The organism is Paracoccus sp. (in: a-proteobacteria), assembly GCF_047605025.1.
GTDB lineage: Bacteria > Pseudomonadota > Alphaproteobacteria > Rhodobacterales > Rhodobacteraceae > Paracoccus.
This window is the reverse complement of sequence record NZ_JASGGO010000011.1, coordinates 68,380-87,378: the sequence shown is the minus strand read 5'-3', so window position 1 is coordinate 87,378 and position 18,999 is coordinate 68,380. Positions and strand designations below refer to the sequence as shown.

Here is an 18,999-nt window from a genome sequence, read left to right as displayed (position 1 = left end):
AAAACGCAATGGCAATGAAGATCCGTCTGGCCCGTGGTGGCTCGAAGAAACGCCCGCATTATTCGATCGTCGCGACCGATTCGCGCATGCCGCGCGACGGCCGTTTCCTGGAGAAGCTGGGCACCTACAACCCGCTGCTGCCGAAGGATTCGGAAGACCGCATCAAGATGGATGTCGAGCGCGTGCAATACTGGCTGGGTCAGGGCGCCCAGCCCACCGACCGCGTGGCGCGTTTCCTGGAAGCCTCTGGCGTGAAAGAGAAAACCGAGCGCAAGAACCTGAAGAAAGGCGAGCCGGGCAAGGCCGCGAAAGAGCGCGCCGCGAAACGCGCCGCCCGCGAAACCGCCGCCGCGGAAACCGCTTCGGAATAATCCCCGATGGCCGAGCGGATCTGTGTCGGCGCGGTCGCGGGCGCCTTCGGCGTCCGGGGCGAGGTGCGGCTGAAAAGCTTTACCTCGCGGCCCGATGACATCGCGTCCTATGGTCCGCTCTGGTCCGAGGATGGCAAGCGCAGCTTCAGCCTGCGCCTGACCCGCCCGGTGACGGGGGGGCTGGGCGCGCGGCTCTCGGGGGTCGAGACCCGCGAGCAGGCCGAGGCGCTGAAGGGCCTGACCCTTTGGGCGGACCGCGACAAGCTGCCCTCGCTGCCGGATGATGAGTTTTATCATACGGATCTGATTGGGCTTTCCGTCTATGATACGGGCGGTGCCCTGATCGGCGAGGTCCGCGCCATCTATGACCATGGCGCGGGCGACATCCTGGAAATCCATGGGCCGGGGCGCGGGCAGGCGCTGCTTTTGCCCTTTACCCGCGCCTTCGTGCCGACGGTGGACCTTTCCGCCGGGCGCATCATCGCCGACCCGCCCGAGGATTCCGAGGCATGAAATCCCATGGCCGGCTGTCGATCCGCGAAAGCCTGCAACCCCGCGACCTGATGGCCGAGCCGCAGGTCAAGGGCGCCTGGACCGCCCAGATCATCACGCTTTTCCCCGAGGCTTTTCCCGGTGTTCTGGGCCTTTCCTTGACGGGCAGGGCGCTGGCCCAGGGGCTTTGGAACCTGCGCACCACCGATCTGCGCCCCTTCGGCATCGGCAAGCATCGCAATGTCGACGACACGCCTGCCGGCGGCGGCGCGGGCATGGTGATCCGTCCCGACGTAATGGACGCGGCGCTGCGCGAGGCGGGGCCGGGCCTGCCGGTGATCTACCTGTCGCCGCGCGGCAAGCCCTTCACGCAAGAGCGCGCGCGGCAACTGGCGAACGGCCCGGGCATGACCCTGATCTGCGGCCGGTTCGAGGGCGTGGACCAGCGCGTGCTGGACGCCCATGCGGTCGAGGAAATCAGCATCGGCGATTATGTCCTGACCGGGGGCGAACTGGCCGCCCAGGTCTTGATCGACGCGACGGTTCGCCTTATACCGCGCGTGTTGGGGAATCAGGAATCGTTGGCCGAGGAATCCTTTTCCGAGGGCCTGCTTGAACATCCCCAGTATACGAAGCCCGCCCAATGGGAAGGCCGCGCGATACCCGAGGTTCTGCTTTCGGGAAATCACGCGGCTATTGCCACATGGCGGCGCGACATGGCCGAAAGGCTGACCAAGGAACGCCGCCCCGACCTGTGGCGGGCATATGAGGACACTCATGTGGACCCGGCAAAGGACCGACAGCTCTCGGGCGCATCAGACCAATCGCGGAACCACCGCGAGCAACCGTAAGGAACCAAAGCGATGAACCTGATCGCCCAGCTCGAAGCCGAGCAGATTGCCGAACTCGGCAAGGAAATTCCCGACTTCAAGGCCGGTGATACCGTCCGCGTCGGCTATAAAGTCACCGAGGGCACCCGCTCGCGCGTGCAGAACTATGAAGGCGTCGTGATCTCGCGCAAGGGCGGCGGCATCGGCGCCTCGTTCACGGTGCGCAAGATCTCGTTCGGCGAGGGCGTCGAGCGCGTCTTCCCGCTGTATTCGACCAATATCGAATCGATCACCGTGGTGCGCCGCGGCCGCGTCCGCCGCGCCAAGCTGTATTACCTGCGCGACCGTCGCGGTAAATCGGCCCGGATCGCCGAGATCACCAACTACAAGCCCAAAGCCGACGCCAAGGCTTAAGGAGACGCGCCATGAAAGCAGATACCCATCCCGACTATCACCTCATCACGGTCAAGATGATCGACGGCACCACCTATCAGGTGCGCTCGACCTGGGGCAAGGAAGGCGACACCATGTCGCTGGACATCGACCCGACCGTGCATCCCGCCTGGACCGGCGGTTCGGCCAAGCTGATGGATACCGGCGGCCGCGTGTCGAAGTTCAAGAACAAATATGCCGGCCTGGGTTTCTGATCCCGGACCTGAAGGCAGAAACGCGAAACGCCGCCCCGAAAGGGCGGCGTTTCTGTTTTATTGGCCGTGTGGCTCTGGTCCGGCCCGGTGGGCAATGCCGGGATCAGAGTGAAGGTGTTCGCGCCCTATACCAGTCCGGCGAAAAGCGGCGACCAGATCGGTTCCGACACGGGGCGGACGCCCATCGGAAGGCCCGTCAGCCTGCCCTGGCCGGTATCGATCACGACGCGGCCATCGCGATATTCCCGCAAGACCGGCCCCTGCGCACTTTGATGTGCCGAGACGGCGATGGTTGCGTAAGCACGAGGCGGCGCGATTTCAGGCGCCGCGCTCGGCAAGGCGAAACGGATCATTGGACCACTCCCTTGATGTCCATGCGCTCCAGAAAACTGTCCCAGCGGCCCTCGTCGCGGGGGCGCATCAATCCGGCCGCTGCGGCGGCGGGATGGCGTTCCGGCACGGCCATGGGAATCCCGGCAACCCGCCGTGTGCGGCCGTCAAGGCGGTCCAGGGCGGCGGCCGGGTGGCAAAGACCGCGCAAGGCTGCGGAAGTCGAATGAATCAGGTGGGTCATCCTCGGCTCCTTTCCGGGTCTGATTGCGTCTGTTCTGTGGCTATTACGACACAAGGCACCGCTTATTGCAAGAAAAATATCTATCAGAAAAGTCGTCATTAAATCCGCAGCCGGATCAGCCCCCTGGCCGAAACCGCCGACGGATTTCGCGGGCGGCAGGCCGATTGCCGGAGCTTTTCAAGCCGGGTCCGTGCGCCTAGTCTTCGCCGCGCAATGCCAGCCAGCCGGGAGGATTCGTGGCCCATCTCATCGTCGTCGGGAATGAAAAGGGCGGCTCGGGCAAGTCCACCACCTCAATGCATGTCGCGACCGCGCTGGCGCGGATGGGCCATTGCGTCGGCGCCCTGGACCTGGACGTGCGCCAGCGCAGTTTTGGCCGCTACCTTGAGAACCGTGCCCATTTCATCCGCAGCGCGGGGCTGGACCTGCCAAGCGCGCGGCTGGGCGTGCTGGACCCCGAGGCGGCTTCGGACCCGCTGTCCCATGCGGTCGAGGCGCTGGAGCCGGATTGCGATTTCATCCTGCTGGACTGTCCCGGCTCGCATACCAAGCTTAGCCAGATGGCGCATAGCCTGGCCGATACGCTGATCACGCCGATGAATGACAGCTTCATCGACTTTGACCTGCTGGCGCGCATGTCGCCCGATGGCAAGGTGCTTGGCCCCTCGATCTATGCCGAGATGGTCTGGGGCGCCCGGCAGATGCGCGGCCAGGCGGGTGCGGGGCCGATCGACTGGCTGGTGCTGCGCAATCGTCTGGGCACCCAGGCGATGCACAACAAGCGCAAGGTCGGCGGCGCGCTGGACACGCTTTCGAAGCGGATCGGTTTTCGCGTCGCGCCCGGCTTTTCCGAGCGGGTGATATTTCGCGAGTTGTTCCCGCGCGGCCTGACGCTGCTGGACCAGAAGGATATCGGGACCGAGCAGCTCAGCATGTCCAATATCGCCGCCCGGCAGGAGTTGCGCGACCTGATCACCGAATTGCGGCTGCCCGGCGTCATGGTGAATTTCTAGGCGCCATTGTTGCGGGTCGCCGCATTGCCTATTCTTGCGCGGATCTTGGGCAAGGAGAGCGAGATGAGGGGCATGGCGGAAATCGCCGCAGCGGTATTGGTGGCGGGCATGGCCCTGCTGCCCTGGGCCGCAGTGGCCGAGGAATCCGCAGCCGCAGCCCCGGTTGTGCCCACCGTCACCGTCGCGCCCGTGCTGCGCCATGAGGTCCGGGCGCGGGTGCCGATATCCGGCTCGCTGGTGGCGCGGGTGCCGGTGCAGGTCCATGCCAATGTGCAGGGCCACGAGATCCGCGAGATCCGGGCCGAGGCGGGCGCGCGCGTGAAGGCGGGCGATGTCCTGGCGCTGCTGGCCGATGACAGCCTGAAGGCCCAGCTTGCCCAGGCCGAGGCCGAACAGCAGCGCGCCGAGGCCGGAATCCGCCAGGCCGAAAGCCAGATCGTCAGCGCGGATGCCGCGCTGACCCAGGCCGCCGCCGCGCTGGCGCGCACCCGCGCGCTGCGTCAGGGCGGCAATGCCAGCCAGGCGGTGCTGGATCAGGCCGTGGCGACCGAAGCTTCGGCGCGGGCGGCGGCGGCTTCCGCCTCGGACGGGCTGAGGGTGGCGCGCGCGGCGTTGACCCAGGCCCAGGCGGCGCGGAGGATCGCGGAATTGAACCTGGGCTATGCCAGGATCACCGCCCCCGTGGACGGTATAGTCACGGCCCGCAATGCCCAGATCGGCGCCATTTCCGGCACGGGCGCCGATCCCCTGTTCACCATGATCGGCGGCGGCGAGGTCGAGCTTGCCGCCGATGTGATCGAGACGGCTCTGGACCAGTTGAAGCCCGAAGATCCGGCCGAGATCGAGGTTGCGGGGATAGGCACTGTCGCGGGCAGGCTGCGGCTGGTGCCCGCCGCCGTGGATCCCGCGACCCGGCTTGGACAGGCGCGGATCACGCTGGATTCCGATCCGCGCCTGCGCCCCGGCCTTTTCGCGCGGGGCTGGATCACCACCGACCGGCACGAGGCGCTGACGGTGCCCGCCGGCGCCGTGCTGGCCGATGCCGAGGGCGCGCGCGTGCAGGTCGTCCGCGACGGCAAGATCCAGACGCGCCCGGTGCAGGCCGGGCTTTTGTGGCAGGACCGGCGCGAGATCCTGGAGGGGCTGGACGAGGGCGAAACCGTCCTTGCCCGCGCGGGGGCTTTCTTTGGCAATGGCGACGCGGTGCGCCCTGTGCCCATGGCGCGGGGGATGGCGACCCAGGGGGAGAAGGAATGAATTTCTCGACCCTCTCGATCCGCCACCCGGTGCCGCCCATCGCGCTTTTCCTGGTGCTGCTTCTGGTCGGGCTTTACAGCTTCAGCCGGCTCGCGGTCACGGCGATGCCGAATATCGACCTGCCGCTGGTGCAGGTCACGGTCAGCCAGCCCGGCGCCGCGCCTTCCGAGCTGACGCGGCAGGTGGTCCAGCCAATCGAGGATTCGCTGTCTTCGATCACCGGCGTGCGCCATATCACCGCCGCCGCCACCGACAGCGCGGCCCATATCTATGTCGAGTTCGAGCTTGAGACCGATACCGACCGTGCGGTGAACGATGTCAAGGACGCGGTTGCCAATGTCCGCGCCGACCTGCCCGACTCGGTGCAAGAGCCGCTGGTCCGGCGGCTGGACGTGACCGGCCAGGCGATCCTGACCTATGCCGTCAGCGATCCGACGAAATCCATCGAGGAAATCTCGAAATTCGTCGATGACGTGCTTGCGCGTGAGCTTTCGACGGTCGAGGGCGTGGCCAGCATCACCCGGATCGGAGGCGCCGACCGGCAGATCAATGTCGAACTGGACGCCGGCCGCATCCAGGCCATGGGACTGACGGCGGCCGGGATTTCGGATCAGTTGCGCGCGAAGAACATCGACCTTGGCGGCGGCCGGGGCGATCTGGCGGGGCGGGAATATTCGATCCGCGCGCTGGGATCGGCACCCGATGTCGCGCGGCTGGCAGCGATGCCGATCCTGATCGAGGGCGCGCGCACGGTGCGGCTGGACCAGCTTGGCCGCGTGACCGACGGCCCCAGCGAGGAACGCAAGTTCGCGTTGGTGGACGGCCAGCCGGTGGTGGGCTTCGGGGTGTTTCGCGGCTCGGGCCAGTCCGACCTGGTGGCGGGGGACGGGGCCAAGGCGCGGCTGGCCCAGATCATGACCCAGAATCCGGGCATGCGCATCCAGTTGATCGACGACGCGACCACGCACACGCTGTCAAGCTACCGGCACACGATGAACACCCTGTTCGAGGGTGCGGCCCTGGCGGTGGTGGTGGTCTTTCTGTTCCTGCGCAACTGGCGGGCCACGCTGGTCGCGGCGGTGGCGCTGCCCCTGTCGATCATCCCGACCTTCTTCGTGATGTCCTGGCTGGGCTTCACGCTGAACGGCATCAGCCTGCTGGGGATCACGCTGGTCACCGGCATCCTGGTCGATGACGCCATCGTCGAGATCGAGAACATCGTGCGGCATATCCATATGGGCCGCCCCGCCTACGAGGCCAGCATGGAGGCCGCGAACGAGATCGGCCTGACCGTGATCGCGATCAGCTTCTCGATCGTCGCGGTTTTCGCGCCGGTCAGCTTCATGGGCGGGATCCCGGGGCAGTATTTCAAGCAGTTCGGGCTGACCGTCGCGGTCTCGGTCCTGTTCTCGCTGCTGGTGGCGCGGCTGATCACGCCGATGATGGCGGCCTATCTGCTGCGCAGCGGCATGCACGAGGGCGAAGCGCGGGATGGCCCGTTCCTGTCGGCTCTGATGCGGGTGCTGGACTGGACGTTGCACCATCGCGGAGTGACGCTGCTTCTGGGGGCGGCAGTCTTTGCGGCGTCGATCTTTTCGGCGACGCTGATCCCGACCGAGTTCATCCCCTCGCAGGATGTGGGCCGCAGCCAGATCACGGTCGAACTGCCCCCCGGATCGACCATCGCCGAGACCGAGGCTGTCGCCCGCCGCATCTCGGCGCGTATCCTTGAAGAGGGAGAGGCGCGTTCGGTCTTTGTCAACGGCGGTGATGGCGAGGTGACCAAGGCGCAGATCCTGGTGAATTACGGCCCGAAGGACGCGCGGGAACGATCCTCGTTCCAGATCGAGGACGTTCTGAAGCGCGACCTGGCGCGGATCCCGGATCTGCGCATCACCTTTCAGAACGAGGCCGGCGAAAGCGATTTCGAAGTCTCGGTCCTGGGCCAGACCGAGGCGGGCGCGACCGAGGCGGCCGAGCGGCTGATGGCGGCGATGAAGACCCTGCCGACGCTGGAGGGCGTGACTTCATCCGCCGCCTTGCAGCGCCCCGAGATCCAGATCCGCCCGCGCGACGAGGTGGCTTCGGAACTGGGGGTGACGGCCAGCGCGCTGGCGACCACATTGCGCGTGGCGACCATCGGCGACATCGATTCGAACCTGGCGAAGTTCAACACCGGAGAGGAGCAGATCTCGATCATGGTGCGGCTTGACGCGGCCGCGCGGCGCGACCTGAGCCTGTTGCGCGACCTGCGCGTGCCGGGCTCGGCCGGGCAGGTGCCGCTGGAGGCCGTGGCGGATCTGTCGCTTTCGGCGGGCGCGACCGAGATAGGCCGCTATGACCGGCGCTATCGGACCTCGGTCTCGGCGAACCTGGCCGATGGCGCGCTGCTGGGGCCGGTCAGCGCCCAGGTTGCCCGCTTGCAGGCCGATGTCGACCTGCCGCCCGGCACGCAGATCCAGGCTGCGGGCGATGCCGAGATCATGGGCGAGGTGTTTCAGGCATTTGCCGTGGCGATGATTTCGGGCGTGATGCTGACCTATGTGGTGCTGGTGCTGCTGTTTCATAATTTCGTCACGCCGGTCTCGATCCTGATGTCGCTGCCACTGGCCATCGGAGGCGCGATCCTGGCGCTGTTCCTGACCGGGAATTCGATCAGCATGGCGGTGGTGATCGGTTTTCTGATGCTGATGGGGATCGTGACCAAGAACGCCATCATGCTGGTCGAATTCGCGCTGAGCGCCATCGATAACGGGGTCGACAAGCGCGCCGCGATCCTGGATGCTGCGCATAAGCGCGCGCGTCCCATCGTGATGACCACCATCGCGATGACGGCGGGCATGGTGCCTTCGGCCTTGGGGCGGGGCGAGGGGGCCGAGTTCAGTGCTCCCATGGCCATCGCGGTGATCGGCGGGCTGATCCTGTCCACGCTGCTGTCGCTGCTGTTCGTGCCGTCGCTGTTTTCGCTGATCCATGGCGGGCAGGTGCGGATCGGGCGGTGGCTGAAGCGCTGGATCGGTTTGAACACGCGATCCGAACGGGCCGAATAGGTGTCGGTGGTCGAGGGGGGCGGGGGCTTTGCCCCCACGTTTTACGGCCCCCTAAATGGGGGCCGTAAAACGTTCCCCCAGGATATTTGGGCAAGAAAGAAACAAGGGGGCCGCGATGGCCCCCTTTCCTGGTTCCGAGGATTTCGGCCGGGTCAGGCCAACATGCCCATCGGATTTTCCAGATGCTTGACGATGGCTTCCAGCAGTTGCGCGCCGAGCGCCCCGTCGATCACCCGGTGATCGACCGACAGGGTCATGGACATGACATTGCGCACCACCACCTCGCCATTCTCGACCACGGGGGTCTGGATGCCAGCACCCACCGCCAGGATCGCGCCATGCGGCGGGTTGATCACCGCGTCGAAATTCTCGACGCCGAACATGCCGAGGTTCGAGATCGCGAAGCTGCCGCCCTGGTATTCGTGGGGGGCGAGCTTCTTGGTCTTGGCGCGGTTGGCCAGGTCCTTCATCTCGGCCGAAAGGGCCGACAGCGTCTTTTGCTGCGCGTCCTTCAGAACCGGGGTGAACAACCCACCCTCAATGGCCACGGCGACCGCCACGTCCGAGGGTTTCAGCTTGAGGATCCGGTCGCCCGCCCAGACGGCATTGGCATCCGGCACCTCTTGCAGCGCCAGCGCGCAGGCCTTGATGATGAAGTCGTTGACCGAAAGCTTGACCTTTCGCGCTTCGAGCTGCTTGTTCAGCATGGCGCGGAACTTCATCAGCTCGTCCAGCTTGGCCGAGCGGCGCAGGTAGAAATGCGGGATGGTCTGCTTGGCCTCGGAAAGGCGCGCGGCGATGGTGCGGCGCATGCCGTCCAGGGCCACCTCGGTCGTCTCGCGGTCGGCATACATCTTGAGGATGGTTTCCGCCGACGGGCCGCTGGGCGCCGCAGCGGCCGGTTTCGCGGGTGCCGCCGCCGCCGGGGCGCTGGCCGCAGTCGCCGCGGGTTTCGCCGCGCCGGGCTTGGCGTTTTCGACATCCGCCTTGACGATGCGGCCATGCGGACCCGAGCCGGTCAGCGCGGTCAGGTCGAGACCCTTTTCCGCGGCGATCCGCCGTGCCAGGGGCGAGGCGAAGACCCGCCCGCCATCCGCCGCCTTGGGCGCCGCCGGTGCCGGTGCCGCCGCCGCGGGGGCGGGGGCTTCTGCCTTGGGCGCCTCGGCCTTGGCTTCGGCTTTCGGCGCGGGTGCCGCGCCGATGTCGGCGGCGGATTCGCCCTCTTCGAGCAGCACGGCGATGGGGGTGTTCACCTTGACCCCCGCCGAGCCTTCCGCGATCAGCAGCTTGCCGATCTTGCCCTCGTCGACGGCCTCGAACTCCATCGTGGCCTTGTCGGTCTCGATCTCGGCGATGATGTCGCCGGATTTCACGGTGTCACCCTCTTTGACCAGCCATTTGGCCAGCGTGCCCTCCTCCATGGTGGGGGACAGGGCGGGCATCAGGATTTCGGTCGGCATTCTGATTACCCCTTACTTGTAGGTGACTTTTTTGACCGCCTCGACCACCTCGGCGGCGGTGATCAGGGCCAGCTTTTCAAGGTTCGCGGCATAGGGCATGGGCACGTCCTTGCCGGTGCAGTTGATCACCGGCGCGTCGAGATAGTCGAACGCGTTTTCCATGACATAGGCCGAGATGTGGTTGCCGATCGCGCCGACCGGGAAGCCTTCCTCGACGGTCACCAGGCGGTTGGTTTTCTGGACCGAGGCGATGATGCTGTCATAATCGAGCGGGCGCAGGGTGCGCAGGTCGATCACCTCGGCCTCGATCCCGTCGGCGGCGAGCTTGTCGGCTGCCTCCAGCGCATGGGCCACGCCGATGCCGAAGCTGACGATGGTGACATCGCTGCCCTGGCGGGCGATGCGGGCCTTGCCGAAGGGGATGGTGAAATCCTCAAGATCCGGCACCTCGAACGAGCGGCCATAGAGGATTTCGTTTTCCAGGAAGACGACCGGGTTCGGGTCGCGGATCGCCTGCTTCATCAGACCTTTGGCATCGGCCGCGGTATAGGGCATCACCACCTTCAGGCCGGGGATCGCGGCATACCAGGCGGCATAGTCCTGGCTGTGCTGCGCGCCCACGCGGGCGGCGGCGCCGTTCGGGCCGCGGAACACGATGGGACAGCCCATCTGGCCGCCGGACATGTAAAGCGTCTTCGCCGCCGAGTTGATGATATGGTCCATGCCCTGCATGGCGAAGTTGAAGGTCATGAACTCGACGATGGGGCGCAGGCCGGCCAGCGCGGCGCCGGTGCCGATGCCGGCGAAGCCGATTTCCGAGATCGGCGTGTCCACCACGCGGCGTGGGCCGAATTTTTCCAGCAGGCCCTGCGAGATCTTGTAGGCGCCCTGGTATTCGCCGACTTCCTCGCCCATCAGGAACACGGTCTCGTCGCGCTCCATCTCTTCGGACATGGCCTCGCGCAGGGCTTCCCGCACGGTCATGGTCTTCATCTTGGTGCCTTCCGGCCAGTCGGGCGACAGGTCGGGCTGCGGCGCCTTGACCGCCGCGACGGCGGGGGCCGGCGCGTCCGGCGCCTTCGCCTGGGCGGGCGCGGCTTCGGCCTTGGGCGCCTCGGCGGGGATGTCGTCGGCCGATTCGCCCTCTTCGATCAGGATCGCGATGGGGGTGTTGACCTTGACGCCCTGGGCGCCCTCGCCGATCAGGATCTTGCCGAGGATGCCCTCATCCACGGCCTCGAATTCCATCGTGGCCTTGTCGGTTTCGATTTCGGCGATGATGTCGCCGGCCTTGACCGCGTCGCCTTCCTTCTTCAGCCATTTCGCCAGAGTGCCTTCCTCCATGGTCGGAGACAGGGCGGGCATCAGGATTTCGGTTGCCATCTTGTCGTCCCCCCTCAGGCTTTCTCGTCGGCGTAGATGTCGGTCCAAAGCGCATCCAGCGACGGCTCGGGGCTTTCCTTGGCGAATTCGGCGGATTCGTTCACGATATCCTTGATTTCCTTGTCGATGGCCTTGAGGTCATCTTCGCTGGCATGGGCGCCGGTCAGCAGCAGGTCGCGCACATGCTCGATGGCGTCGCGCTCGTCGCGCATCTTCTGCACTTCCTCGCGGGTGCGGTATTTCGCCGGGTCGGACATCGAGTGCCCGCGATAGCGATAGGTCATGACTTCCAGGATGTAGGGGCCCTTGCCCGCGCGGCAATGCGCCACGGCCTTTTCGCCCGCGGCCTTCACCGCCAGCACGTCCATGCCGTCCACCCGCTCGCCGGGGATGCCGAAAGCCTCGCCGCGACCGAAAAGCGTCGTCGACTTGGTCGAACGCTGCATCGAGGTGCCCATGGCGTATTGGTTGTTCTCGATCACGAAGATGACCGGCAATTCCCAAAGCTCGGCCATGTTGTAGGTCTCATAGACCTGGCCCTGGTTGGCCGCGCCGTCGCCGAAATAGGCGAAGGTCACATTGTCGTTGCCCCGATACTTGTCGGCGAAGGCCAGGCCCGCGCCCAGCGGCACCTGTGCCGCGACGATGCCGTGCCCGCCGTAGAAATGCTTTTCGCGGCTGAACATGTGCATCGAGCCGCCCTTGCCCTTGGAGTAGCCCCCCTCGCGGCCCGTCAACTCGGCCATCACGCCGTTCGCGGACATGCCGCAGGCCAGCATATGGCCGTGGTCGCGATACGAGGTGATGCGCTTGTCGCCTTCCTTGGTCGTGGCCTCCAGGCCGACCACCACGGCCTCCTGGCCGATATAGAGGTGACAGAAGCCCCCGATCAGGCCCATGCCGTAAAGCTGGCCCGCCTTCTCCTCGAATCGGCGGATCAACAGCATGTCGCGGTAATATTTGAGAAGCTCGTCCTTCGAGACGTTGGACGTGCTATCCTTGGCTGTGGGCTTTTTGACCATACGGGCCTCCTCCTCGGCGCAGGAATAGTTCAGCGTTAAACTACTTCTAGGACGGAGTTCACGGGAATGTAAACCTGCGATCTGCGGGGCGTGGGCAAATCTCGGCGTGCCCCCGCGCAAGCCCGCCGATAGCTCCTGACGCGGGGTTTCAGCGGATGATGATCTCGTCCGGGCGGATATAGCCCAGCACGTCGCGGGCGCGTTCGTCCAGCAGGTCCAGGTCCAGGAATTTGTCCGAAAGCCGGCGCGTCAGGTTGTGCATCCGGTCAACCTCGGCCTGAAGCCTCTCGCGCTGAGCGATCAATTCGCGCGTATCGGCCTTGAGTTGCTCGCGCCGCAGCACGCCCGAAGGGCCCTGCACGGCGGCGAAGGCGAAATAGGCCCCCAGAAGCGCCATGATCGCGAAAAACACCAGGCTGCTGATCGAAAAGCGTTCGGACACGGGAGTTTCCTTGCAAATCTTATTGCACGCGATCATGCCACAGCCGGGGGGCGGGGGGAATCCCCGGCGCGCGTGCCGGTCATTGACAGTCCCGGCGGCAGGCCGTTCCATGGGCCGCATGAAGCTGACACCCGCCCTTTTTGAAAGCATCCCCGCATGTTGGCGCTGATCCGGCTGATCGGCATGGTCCTGCTGATCGAGCTGCTTTTCTATGTCCTGCTGACCATCTATCTGCGCAGCACGCGGCGCGAGGCGCTTGAAAAGGAATGGGACCGGCGCCATCCGCTGCGGGCGGGCGATTCCCCGGAACGGCAAGAGTTCATCCGGCGTTGCATGGTCGGTTTCAAGAAAAGCCTGAAGGCCCGGCTGGCGCTTCTGGTGCTGGTGCTGCCGGTGGTCGCGATCGTCGCGATCATCATCCTTGTGAATTACGACTGAGAGGGCGTCATGCGCTGGTTCCTGACCGTCTTGGGGGTGCTTTTCGGCATTCTCGTGTTCCTGTTTCTGGACTATGCTCTGCCGTCTCGGCAGACGGTGCGGATCACCAACACCTACAACCGCCTGACCGAGATCAGCGCCAGCAACGCCATCTTCTTCGCCTCGCCCGATACGGGGACGGTGCAGAACGCCCAGGGCCAGCGCGACGTGCGCTTCATCGACACGGTGCGCCCGAACGGCAAGCCCTATGTCTATCGCAACGAGGATACCGGCTGGATCTGGCCGCCTTATTTCAAATACGACAGTTCGAACCTGCATGCGAAGGCCACGGACCTGCGCTCAAGCTCGGGGCAACCGCAATGGGTCAGCGTGACCTCTTACGGCTGGCGGCTGTCCTGGTTGTCGATCTATCCCAACGCCATTTCGGTCCGGCCGGTGGCGGGGCCGGAGGCGCGGTCCTTCAACTGGCCCGCCGTGCTGATTCTTTTGGTGCTTGGCGCGTTTCTGGGGCTGATCTGGCGGATGTGGAACCAGTTCCGCGAGCGCAGCATAGACCCGGCCATCGCCTCGGCTGATCGGGCCTGGGACCGGCTGGACGCGCGGGCGGATGCGGCGCGGGACCGGGCGCGCAGCCGCTGGGCACGCTGGTGGACGCGCCGCTGAGCTTGCCTGCCGCCGCGCCGGCGTCTAGCTTGGCCCGGCTGAGCGGAGGGATGCATGAAGGATCATGAGAAGGTGCGCCGCAATCCCGGCACGGGCCGCTTGCGCCCCGAGCTTTTCGAGGCGTTGCAGGTCAATACCCCCGCCGCCGAGCGCCGGGCGGCCAGCCTGCCCGCGCGCCGCAGCCTCAAGAAGGAATGGCAGGCCGCCTGGCTTCTGAACGCGGTGCGTTGCATCGACCTGACCACGCTTTCGGGCGACGACACCGCCGACCGCGTGGCGCGGCTTTGTGCCAAGGCGCGCCAGCCTGTCGACGCGGGGCAGCTTCGGGCGCTTGGCGTCGAGCGGCTGACCACTGGCGCCGTCTGCGTCTATCCCACCATGGTCGCGGCGGCAAAGCGCGCTCTGGCGGGCTCGGGCGTCCCCGTCGCCTCGGTCGCGACGGGCTTTCCGGCGGGGCTGATGCCTCTGGACCTGCGCCTGGCCGAGATCCGCTATGCGCTGGACATGGGCGCGGACGAGATCGACATCGTGATCTCGCGCGGCCTTGCCCTGCGCGGGGAATGGAACGCGCTTTACGACGAGCTTTGCGCCATGCGCGAGGCGTGCGGGCCCGCGCTGATGAAGGCGATCCTGGCCACGGGCGAGTTGAAGACCCTGACCAATGTGGCCAGGGCCAGCCATGTCGCGATGCAGGCGGGCGCGGATTTCATCAAGACCTCGACCGGGAAAGAGCCGGTGAACGCCACGCTTCCCGTCAGCCTGACCATGCTGCGCGCGATCCGCGACTATCGCGACGCGACCGGCCATGTCGTGGGCTTCAAGCCGGCCGGGGGCCTGCGCACCGCCAGGGACGCGCTGAACTGGCAGGTGCTGATGCTTGAGGAACTGGGCCGCGACTGGCTGCGCCCCGATCTGTTCCGCATCGGCGCCAGCTCGTTGCTGGCCGACATCGAGCGGCAGATTTCCCATTATGTGACGGGGCGCTACGCTGCCTCGCACCGGCTGGCGGCGGGGTGAACATGCCGAATGTGAGCGAGATCATGGAAAGCATGGAATACGGCCCTGCGGCCGAGGATGCCTCGGCCGTGCGCGGCTGGCTGCGCGAACGCGGCACCTTTGGCCATTTCATCGCCGGCCGCTTCACCCGCCCCGGCGACACATTCGAGACCGTGGACCCCGCCACCGGCGAGATCCTGGCCCAGGTCAGCCAAGGCACCGCCCGCGACGTGGCGAAGGCCGTGCGGGCCGCGCGCCGCGCGCAACGCGGCTGGGGCGCGATGCCGGGCCACGACCGGGCGCGCTTTCTATATGCCATCGCCCGCACCATCCAGAAGCGCGAGCGGTTCCTGGCCGTGCTGGAGACGCTGGACAACGGCAAGCCGATCCGCGAAAGCCGCGACATCGACATCCCCCTGGTCGTGCGCCATTTCTATCATCACGCCGGCTGGGCCGAGATCGCCGAGACCGAGTTTCCCGGCCACGGCCCCCTGGGCGTCTGCGGCCAGATCATCCCCTGGAATTTTCCGCTGCTGATGCTGGCCTGGAAGGTGGCCCCCGCCTTGGCCGCCGGCAATACGGTGGTGCTGAAGCCCGCCGAATACACCCCCCTGACCGCCCTGGCCTTCGCCGAGATCTGCGCTCATGTCGGCCTGCCGGCGGGCGTCGTGAACATCGTGACGGGCGACGGTGCGGCCGGGCAGGCGCTGGTTTCGGCTCCGGTGGACAAGATCGCCTTCACCGGCTCGACCGAGGTAGGCCGCCAGATCGCCGCCGCGGTCGCAGGCTCGGGCAAGCGGCTGACGCTGGAACTGGGCGGCAAGTCGCCCTTTGTGGTGATGGAGGACGCCGATCTGGATGCCGCCGTCGAGGGGGTGGTCGATTCGATCTGGTTCAACCAGGGCCAGGTCTGCTGCGCCGGCTCGCGCATCCTGGTCGCCGAAAGCGTGGCGGATCGGTTCGAGGCGCTGCTGAGGCGCCGCATGGACCGCCTGCGCGTCGGCCCGCCGCTGGACAAGTCCACCGACGTGGGCGCCATCGTCCATCCGGTGCAAAAGGCCCGCATCCTCGCCATCCTTGACCGCGCCACCGCCGAGGGGGCCGAACTGGTCGGCGGCGCGGCGGGGCAGGGCTGCTTCGTCGCGCCGGGCTATCTGCGCAACATCGCCCCCGCCAATCCCGGCATGATCGAGGAGATCTTCGGCCCCATCGCCACGCTTTCGACCTTCCGCACCCCGGACGAGGCGGTGGATCTGGCCAACAACACCGCCTATGGCCTTGCCGCCTCGGTCTGGTCGGAAAGCGCGACCGTGGCGACGGATCTGGCCGCGCGCATCAGGGCGGGCGTGGTCTGGGTGAACTGCGCCAATCTTTTCGATGCCGCCGCCCCCTTCGGCGGGGTCCGCGACAGCGGTTACGGCCGCGAGGGCGGGCGCGAGGGGATGCTGGACTATCTGGCGCCGCCGGTCCTGCGGCCCGCCCGCGATCCCGCTCCGGCCGCGCTGACCCCGGTGCCGGACGGGCTGGCGCATGAGGAAAAGGGCATCGACCGCACCGTGAAGCTTTATATCGGCGGCGCGCAGAAGCGCCCCGATGGCGGCGCAAGCTATGAGGCCCAGGACGAGTTGGTGCCCCTGGGCGGTCGCAAGGACATCCGCAACGCGGTCGAGGCCGCGCAGGGCGCGCTGGGGAAATGGCAGGCGCTTGGCGGCCATGGCCGGGCGCAGGTGCTGTATTTCCTGGCCGAGAACCTGGCGCTGCGCCGCTCGGAGTTCGCGGGCTTCGCCACGCTTGAGGAAACCGAGGCCGCGATCCGCCGCTGCTTCTTCTATGCCGGTTTCGCCGACAAGTTCGACGGGGCGACGGTTTCGGCCCGGCCGGGGCATCTTTGCCATGTCCAGCACGAGCCGCAGGGCGTGATGGGGATCGTCGCGCCCAATGCCGCGCCGCTGGCCGGGTTCATGTCGCTGGTGCTGCCGGCGCTGGCGATGGGGAACGCGGTGGTCGCGGTGCCGTCGCAGGACCGGCCCATGGCGGCTTTGACCTTGGCGCAGGTGCTGGCCTGCTCGGACGTGCCGGGGGGCGTGGTCAATATCGTCTCGGGTCCACGCGAAGGGTTGGCCCAGGCGCTGGCCGGGCATGACGGGGTCGGTGCGATCTGGCATGCGGGGCAGGGCGAGGGGCTGGCCGAGATCCAGCGCGCCGCCGCCCGGACCCTGATCCCGGTCTGGTCCCCCGAGCCGAGGGATTGGGCCTCGCCCGCCGGGCAGGGCCGCGAGTTCCTGCGCCGGGCGACGCGGGCCAAGACCATCTGGCTGCCCTATGGCGCGCTTCCCGCCGGCACCGGCAGCGCGGCATATTGAGTGCGCGGGAATATGGGCCGGAACTGGGTGTCGCCCGGACCCGAGCGCTGTGACGCGGCGGTGGTTGCCATGCCGGAGCAGCGGGCGCACAGGCGGATGCCCTGATCGTCGGCTGTCCTTGCTGTCGCAAAGAGGTGGTTGGCTTGGGCGGTCGTGGATCGTAATCGCTACGTCCCGCTCGGCTGGGCGGCCTTGCGTTCAGGGGCCTTGCGTTCAGGTGGCGCGCTGAAGGACTCTCGGCTTGTCCAGCCCCCGCTGGCCGGCAGATTGTTCGGATGCCCGCGTTTTTATCTGGCCCCAAGCGGGTAAGGTCCGCCGCGTCGCTTCCGCTCGCCCGTCCGGGTGCTGCTGCGGCCATGTTTCAAGGCAGCACCTGCTGCGACGGGGCGGCGGTGGATCCCGATCCTTGGGCGCACCTGCGGCATCGATGATGCGTGGGGACACGGCCGCATGCCGAAAGGACCGCCGGGGAATCGCGTGGCTTGGGGGTGGCCGGACGGAGAGCGTCGCGGCAAGCTGACATGTGGGAAAGCGGTTACATCGCGTGAAAGTCTTGCGGCAAGCAGGCACGGGGGGCGTCAGCCGCTCTTTCGCGCCTGCCGGGCGCGCAGGCGCCCGATGCCACGCTCCCCTGGGATCAGGCGCGGCGCAACCAGCGCAGGCCGGCCTCGGTCGAGGTCAGGGGGATGTATTCCGCCCCGATCCAGCCCTCATAGCCCGAGGCGTCCAGCGCGCGGAAGAAGGCCGGATAGTCGATCCCGCCCTGGCGCGGTTCGTGCCTGCCCGGATAGCCCGCGATCTGGACATGCCGGGTGATCGGCGCGAAACGCTCCCACATGGCGACCACGTCGCCGTGGATCATCTGCGCCTGATAGGCGTCGAATTGCAGCCCCAGATTGGGCGCGCAGACCTCTGAGATGATCTCGGCGGTCATGTCGAAATTGCACAGGAAATAGCCCGGCATGTCCTGGCGGTTGATCGGCTCGATCGTCAGGCTCATCTCGGGGGCGTGGGCGGCGGCCCAGCGCAGGTTCTCGATCAGGGTCCGATGCGCCTCGGCGCCCTGGGCTTTACCCGACATCACATGCAGATGCCGCGTCCCCAGCGCCTCGGCGACCCGCAGCGCGCGGTCGAAATCTTTGCGAAAGCGCGCCTCGTTGCCCGGCTCGGCGGCAAAACCGCGCGGGCCGCCCGCCCAGTTCGGCGGTGGTGAGTTGATCAGCACGAATTCCAGCCCCGCCGCCTGGGCCGCGCGGGTCAGCACCGGCACGGCAAGGTCATAGGGAAACAGGATCTCGACCCCCTGGAAGCCCGCGCGCTTGGCCGCGGCAAATCGCTGGGGCATGGGAAGTTCGGTGAATAGATAGGTCAAGTTCGCGGCGAAACGCGCCATGCTTCACGGCTCCAGAGGGAAGGTCGCCCCACCCGAATGCAATACGGGACACCCGGTCGAATCCGGCTCCGCCGCCTCGACCAGCCGATAAAATGTCTTTCGGTCGATCAGCGCCCAAAGGCCGTGACGGACATGCAGATAGGGCCGGGGCGCATCCGCACTCCCCCGAATTTGAACCGGATGGTTCAGATCTGCAACCACAATGTCACCTACGTTCGTGGTGAAGGTCAGCCTGCCTTCGTCGATCTGCGCATCGACAGCCAGGAAGGGCGCATCGACGACGCGGATGCCCAGTTTTTCGACGGGGGTGACAAGGAAGTAGTCATCCCCCTCACGCTTGAGGATCGAGGCGAAAAGCCGCACCAGCGCGGGTCGCCCGATGGGCGTGCCCTCATGGATCCAGGTCCCGTCGGCGCGGATTTCCAGATCCATATCGCCGCAATAGGGCGGATTCCACAGATGCACGGGTGGCGGGCCCTTTTTTGAGGCAGCCGTCGCGGCGGCGATCATGCCCGCCGCGCCGCTCACAGGATTGTCAGTGTCTTGACCCATTACCAGTGGAGCCCCGTCTTCGCTCATCTTATGCTATGGATAGATCAGAAATG

20 protein-coding genes are annotated in these 18,999 nt (G+C 66.6%); 12 read left to right on the top strand and 8 right to left on the bottom strand.

Annotation, left to right across the window (positions count from 1 at the left end; all coding sequences use genetic code 11):
- Positions 1-8 precede the first annotated feature (8 nt).
- From rpsP to rpmE, 5 genes are read left to right on the top strand one after another with little or no spacing between them, the layout of a single operon-like run.
- A complete protein-coding gene (rpsP, locus tag QM682_RS08435; RefSeq protein ID WP_415128686.1) occupies positions 9-371 on the top strand; it encodes a 30S ribosomal protein S16 in 363 nt (120 codons plus the stop codon).
- Positions 372-377: 6 nt separating this feature from the next.
- Positions 378-884: a ribosome maturation factor RimM gene (rimM, locus tag QM682_RS08430; protein ID WP_415128684.1), complete on the top strand. Its 507-nt coding sequence runs from the start codon at positions 378-380 to the stop codon at positions 882-884.
- Entirely contained in the window at positions 881-1,714 is an 834-nt protein-coding gene (gene trmD, locus QM682_RS08425; RefSeq protein ID WP_415128682.1) for a tRNA (guanosine(37)-N1)-methyltransferase TrmD, read from the top strand. The genes rimM and trmD overlap by 4 nt, the downstream gene beginning before the upstream one ends.
- A 12-nt stretch (positions 1,715-1,726) precedes the next feature.
- Positions 1,727-2,107: a 50S ribosomal protein L19 gene (gene rplS, locus QM682_RS08420; protein ID WP_415128681.1), complete on the top strand. Its 381-nt coding sequence runs from the start codon at positions 1,727-1,729 to the stop codon at positions 2,105-2,107.
- An 11-nt stretch (positions 2,108-2,118) separates the two neighbouring features.
- The gene (gene rpmE, locus QM682_RS08415; RefSeq protein ID WP_415128679.1) at positions 2,119-2,340 is read left to right on the top strand and encodes a 50S ribosomal protein L31; all 222 of its coding nucleotides are present in this window, start codon (positions 2,119-2,121) and stop codon (positions 2,338-2,340) included.
- A 125-nt stretch (positions 2,341-2,465) separates the two neighbouring features.
- On the opposite strand, the gene QM682_RS08410 is transcribed toward rpmE, so the two are convergent.
- Both QM682_RS08410 and QM682_RS08405 read right to left on the bottom strand, forming a co-directional pair.
- Positions 2,466-2,693 (bottom strand): hypothetical protein, encoded by a 228-nt coding sequence (locus QM682_RS08410; RefSeq protein ID WP_415128677.1) that lies wholly within the window; start codon positions 2,691-2,693, stop codon positions 2,466-2,468.
- Positions 2,690-2,914: a hypothetical protein gene (locus tag QM682_RS08405; protein WP_415128675.1), complete on the bottom strand. Its 225-nt coding sequence runs from the start codon at positions 2,912-2,914 to the stop codon at positions 2,690-2,692. Before QM682_RS08405 ends, QM682_RS08410 begins: the two co-directional genes overlap by 4 nt.
- Before the next feature lie 236 nt (positions 2,915-3,150).
- Between QM682_RS08405 and QM682_RS08400 the strand changes: the two genes are divergently transcribed.
- From QM682_RS08400 to QM682_RS08390, 3 genes are all read left to right on the top strand, one after another.
- Positions 3,151-3,927: a division plane positioning ATPase MipZ gene (locus tag QM682_RS08400; RefSeq protein WP_415128674.1), complete on the top strand. Its 777-nt coding sequence runs from the start codon at positions 3,151-3,153 to the stop codon at positions 3,925-3,927.
- 63 nt (positions 3,928-3,990) lie between these two features.
- Entirely contained in the window at positions 3,991-5,184 is a 1,194-nt protein-coding gene (locus QM682_RS08395) for an efflux RND transporter periplasmic adaptor subunit (RefSeq protein WP_415128672.1), read from the top strand.
- The gene (locus QM682_RS08390) at positions 5,181-8,234 is read left to right on the top strand and encodes an efflux RND transporter permease subunit (protein ID WP_415128670.1); all 3,054 of its coding nucleotides are present in this window, start codon (positions 5,181-5,183) and stop codon (positions 8,232-8,234) included. The genes QM682_RS08395 and QM682_RS08390 overlap by 4 nt, the downstream gene beginning before the upstream one ends.
- Before the next feature lie 152 nt (positions 8,235-8,386).
- Here the strand turns inward: QM682_RS08390 and QM682_RS08385 are convergent, their stop codons facing one another.
- The 4 genes from QM682_RS08385 to QM682_RS08370 all read right to left on the bottom strand — a co-directional run bounded on the left by QM682_RS08385 (position 8,387) and on the right by QM682_RS08370 (position 12,541).
- A complete protein-coding gene (locus QM682_RS08385; RefSeq protein WP_415128668.1) occupies positions 8,387-9,694 on the bottom strand; it encodes a pyruvate dehydrogenase complex dihydrolipoamide acetyltransferase in 1,308 nt (435 codons plus the stop codon).
- Between the two features lie 12 nt (positions 9,695-9,706).
- Complete coding sequence (locus QM682_RS08380; RefSeq protein WP_415128667.1) at positions 9,707-11,077, bottom strand: pyruvate dehydrogenase complex E1 component subunit beta; 1,371 nt, start codon at positions 11,075-11,077, stop codon at positions 9,707-9,709.
- 14 nt (positions 11,078-11,091) lie between these two features.
- A complete protein-coding gene (pdhA, locus tag QM682_RS08375; protein WP_415128665.1) occupies positions 11,092-12,099 on the bottom strand; it encodes a pyruvate dehydrogenase (acetyl-transferring) E1 component subunit alpha in 1,008 nt (335 codons plus the stop codon).
- 148 nt (positions 12,100-12,247) lie between these two features.
- Positions 12,248-12,541: an FtsB family cell division protein gene (locus QM682_RS08370; RefSeq protein ID WP_415128663.1), complete on the bottom strand. Its 294-nt coding sequence runs from the start codon at positions 12,539-12,541 to the stop codon at positions 12,248-12,250.
- A 156-nt stretch (positions 12,542-12,697) separates the two neighbouring features.
- Here QM682_RS08370 and QM682_RS08365 point away from each other — a divergent pair, with 156 nt between their 5' ends.
- The 4 genes from QM682_RS08365 to QM682_RS08350 are packed head-to-tail and all read left to right on the top strand — an operon-like array spanning position 12,698 to position 17,001.
- Positions 12,698-12,979, top strand: a complete 282-nt coding sequence (locus QM682_RS08365) for a hypothetical protein (protein ID WP_415128661.1) — start codon at positions 12,698-12,700, stop codon at positions 12,977-12,979.
- A gap of 9 nt (positions 12,980-12,988) precedes the next feature.
- Entirely contained in the window at positions 12,989-13,642 is a 654-nt protein-coding gene (locus QM682_RS08360; RefSeq protein ID WP_415128659.1) for a DUF1523 family protein, read from the top strand.
- A gap of 54 nt (positions 13,643-13,696) precedes the next feature.
- Complete coding sequence (gene deoC, locus QM682_RS08355; protein WP_415128657.1) at positions 13,697-14,659, top strand: deoxyribose-phosphate aldolase; 963 nt, start codon at positions 13,697-13,699, stop codon at positions 14,657-14,659.
- Between the two features lie 2 nt (positions 14,660-14,661).
- Complete coding sequence (locus QM682_RS08350) at positions 14,662-17,001, top strand: aldehyde dehydrogenase family protein (protein WP_415128655.1); 2,340 nt, start codon at positions 14,662-14,664, stop codon at positions 16,999-17,001.
- 637 nt (positions 17,002-17,638) lie between these two features.
- Here the strand turns inward: QM682_RS08350 and QM682_RS08345 are convergent.
- Both QM682_RS08345 and QM682_RS08340 read right to left on the bottom strand, forming a co-directional pair.
- Positions 17,639-18,394 carry a hydroxypyruvate isomerase family protein gene (locus QM682_RS08345; RefSeq protein WP_415128653.1) on the bottom strand — a complete coding sequence of 252 codons (756 nt, stop codon included), beginning with the start codon at positions 18,392-18,394 and terminating at the stop codon, positions 17,639-17,641.
- Between the two features lie 3 nt (positions 18,395-18,397).
- Complete coding sequence (locus QM682_RS08340; protein ID WP_415128651.1) at positions 18,398-18,946, bottom strand: DUF1285 domain-containing protein; 549 nt, start codon at positions 18,944-18,946, stop codon at positions 18,398-18,400.
- Positions 18,947-18,999: the final 53 nt, after the last annotated feature.

Excerpts from the sequence above, each read along its gene's own strand:
- rplS (WP_415128681.1), top strand. The coding sequence starts at position 1,727 with ATGAACCTGATCGCCCAGCTCGAAGCCGAGCAGATTGCCGAACTCGGC.
- rpmE (WP_415128679.1), top strand. The coding sequence starts at position 2,119 with ATGAAAGCAGATACCCATCCCGACTATCACCTCATCACGGTCAAGATG.
- QM682_RS08385 (WP_415128668.1), bottom strand. The coding sequence starts at position 9,694 with ATGCCGACCGAAATCCTGATGCCCGCCCTGTCCCCCACCATGGAGGAG.
- QM682_RS08380 (WP_415128667.1), bottom strand. The coding sequence starts at position 11,077 with ATGGCAACCGAAATCCTGATGCCCGCCCTGTCTCCGACCATGGAGGAA.
- pdhA (WP_415128665.1), bottom strand. The coding sequence starts at position 12,099 with ATGGTCAAAAAGCCCACAGCCAAGGATAGCACGTCCAACGTCTCGAAG.
- trmD (WP_415128682.1), top strand. The coding sequence starts at position 881 with ATGAAATCCCATGGCCGGCTGTCGATCCGCGAAAGCCTGCAACCCCGC.
- QM682_RS08350 (WP_415128655.1), top strand. The coding sequence starts at position 14,662 with ATGCCGAATGTGAGCGAGATCATGGAAAGCATGGAATACGGCCCTGCG.
- QM682_RS08345 (WP_415128653.1), bottom strand. The coding sequence starts at position 18,394 with ATGGCGCGTTTCGCCGCGAACTTGACCTATCTATTCACCGAACTTCCC.
- QM682_RS08340 (WP_415128651.1), bottom strand. The coding sequence starts at position 18,946 with ATGGGTCAAGACACTGACAATCCTGTGAGCGGCGCGGCGGGCATGATC.
- rimM (WP_415128684.1), top strand. The coding sequence starts at position 378 with ATGGCCGAGCGGATCTGTGTCGGCGCGGTCGCGGGCGCCTTCGGCGTC.
- QM682_RS08410 (WP_415128677.1), bottom strand. The coding sequence starts at position 2,693 with ATGATCCGTTTCGCCTTGCCGAGCGCGGCGCCTGAAATCGCGCCGCCT.
- QM682_RS08395 (WP_415128672.1), top strand. The coding sequence starts at position 3,991 with ATGAGGGGCATGGCGGAAATCGCCGCAGCGGTATTGGTGGCGGGCATG.
- QM682_RS08390 (WP_415128670.1), top strand. The coding sequence starts at position 5,181 with ATGAATTTCTCGACCCTCTCGATCCGCCACCCGGTGCCGCCCATCGCG.
- QM682_RS08405 (WP_415128675.1), bottom strand. The coding sequence starts at position 2,914 with ATGACCCACCTGATTCATTCGACTTCCGCAGCCTTGCGCGGTCTTTGC.
- rpsP (WP_415128686.1), top strand. The coding sequence starts at position 9 with ATGGCAATGAAGATCCGTCTGGCCCGTGGTGGCTCGAAGAAACGCCCG.
- QM682_RS08360 (WP_415128659.1), top strand. The coding sequence starts at position 12,989 with ATGCGCTGGTTCCTGACCGTCTTGGGGGTGCTTTTCGGCATTCTCGTG.
- deoC (WP_415128657.1), top strand. The coding sequence starts at position 13,697 with ATGAAGGATCATGAGAAGGTGCGCCGCAATCCCGGCACGGGCCGCTTG.
- QM682_RS08365 (WP_415128661.1), top strand. The coding sequence starts at position 12,698 with ATGTTGGCGCTGATCCGGCTGATCGGCATGGTCCTGCTGATCGAGCTG.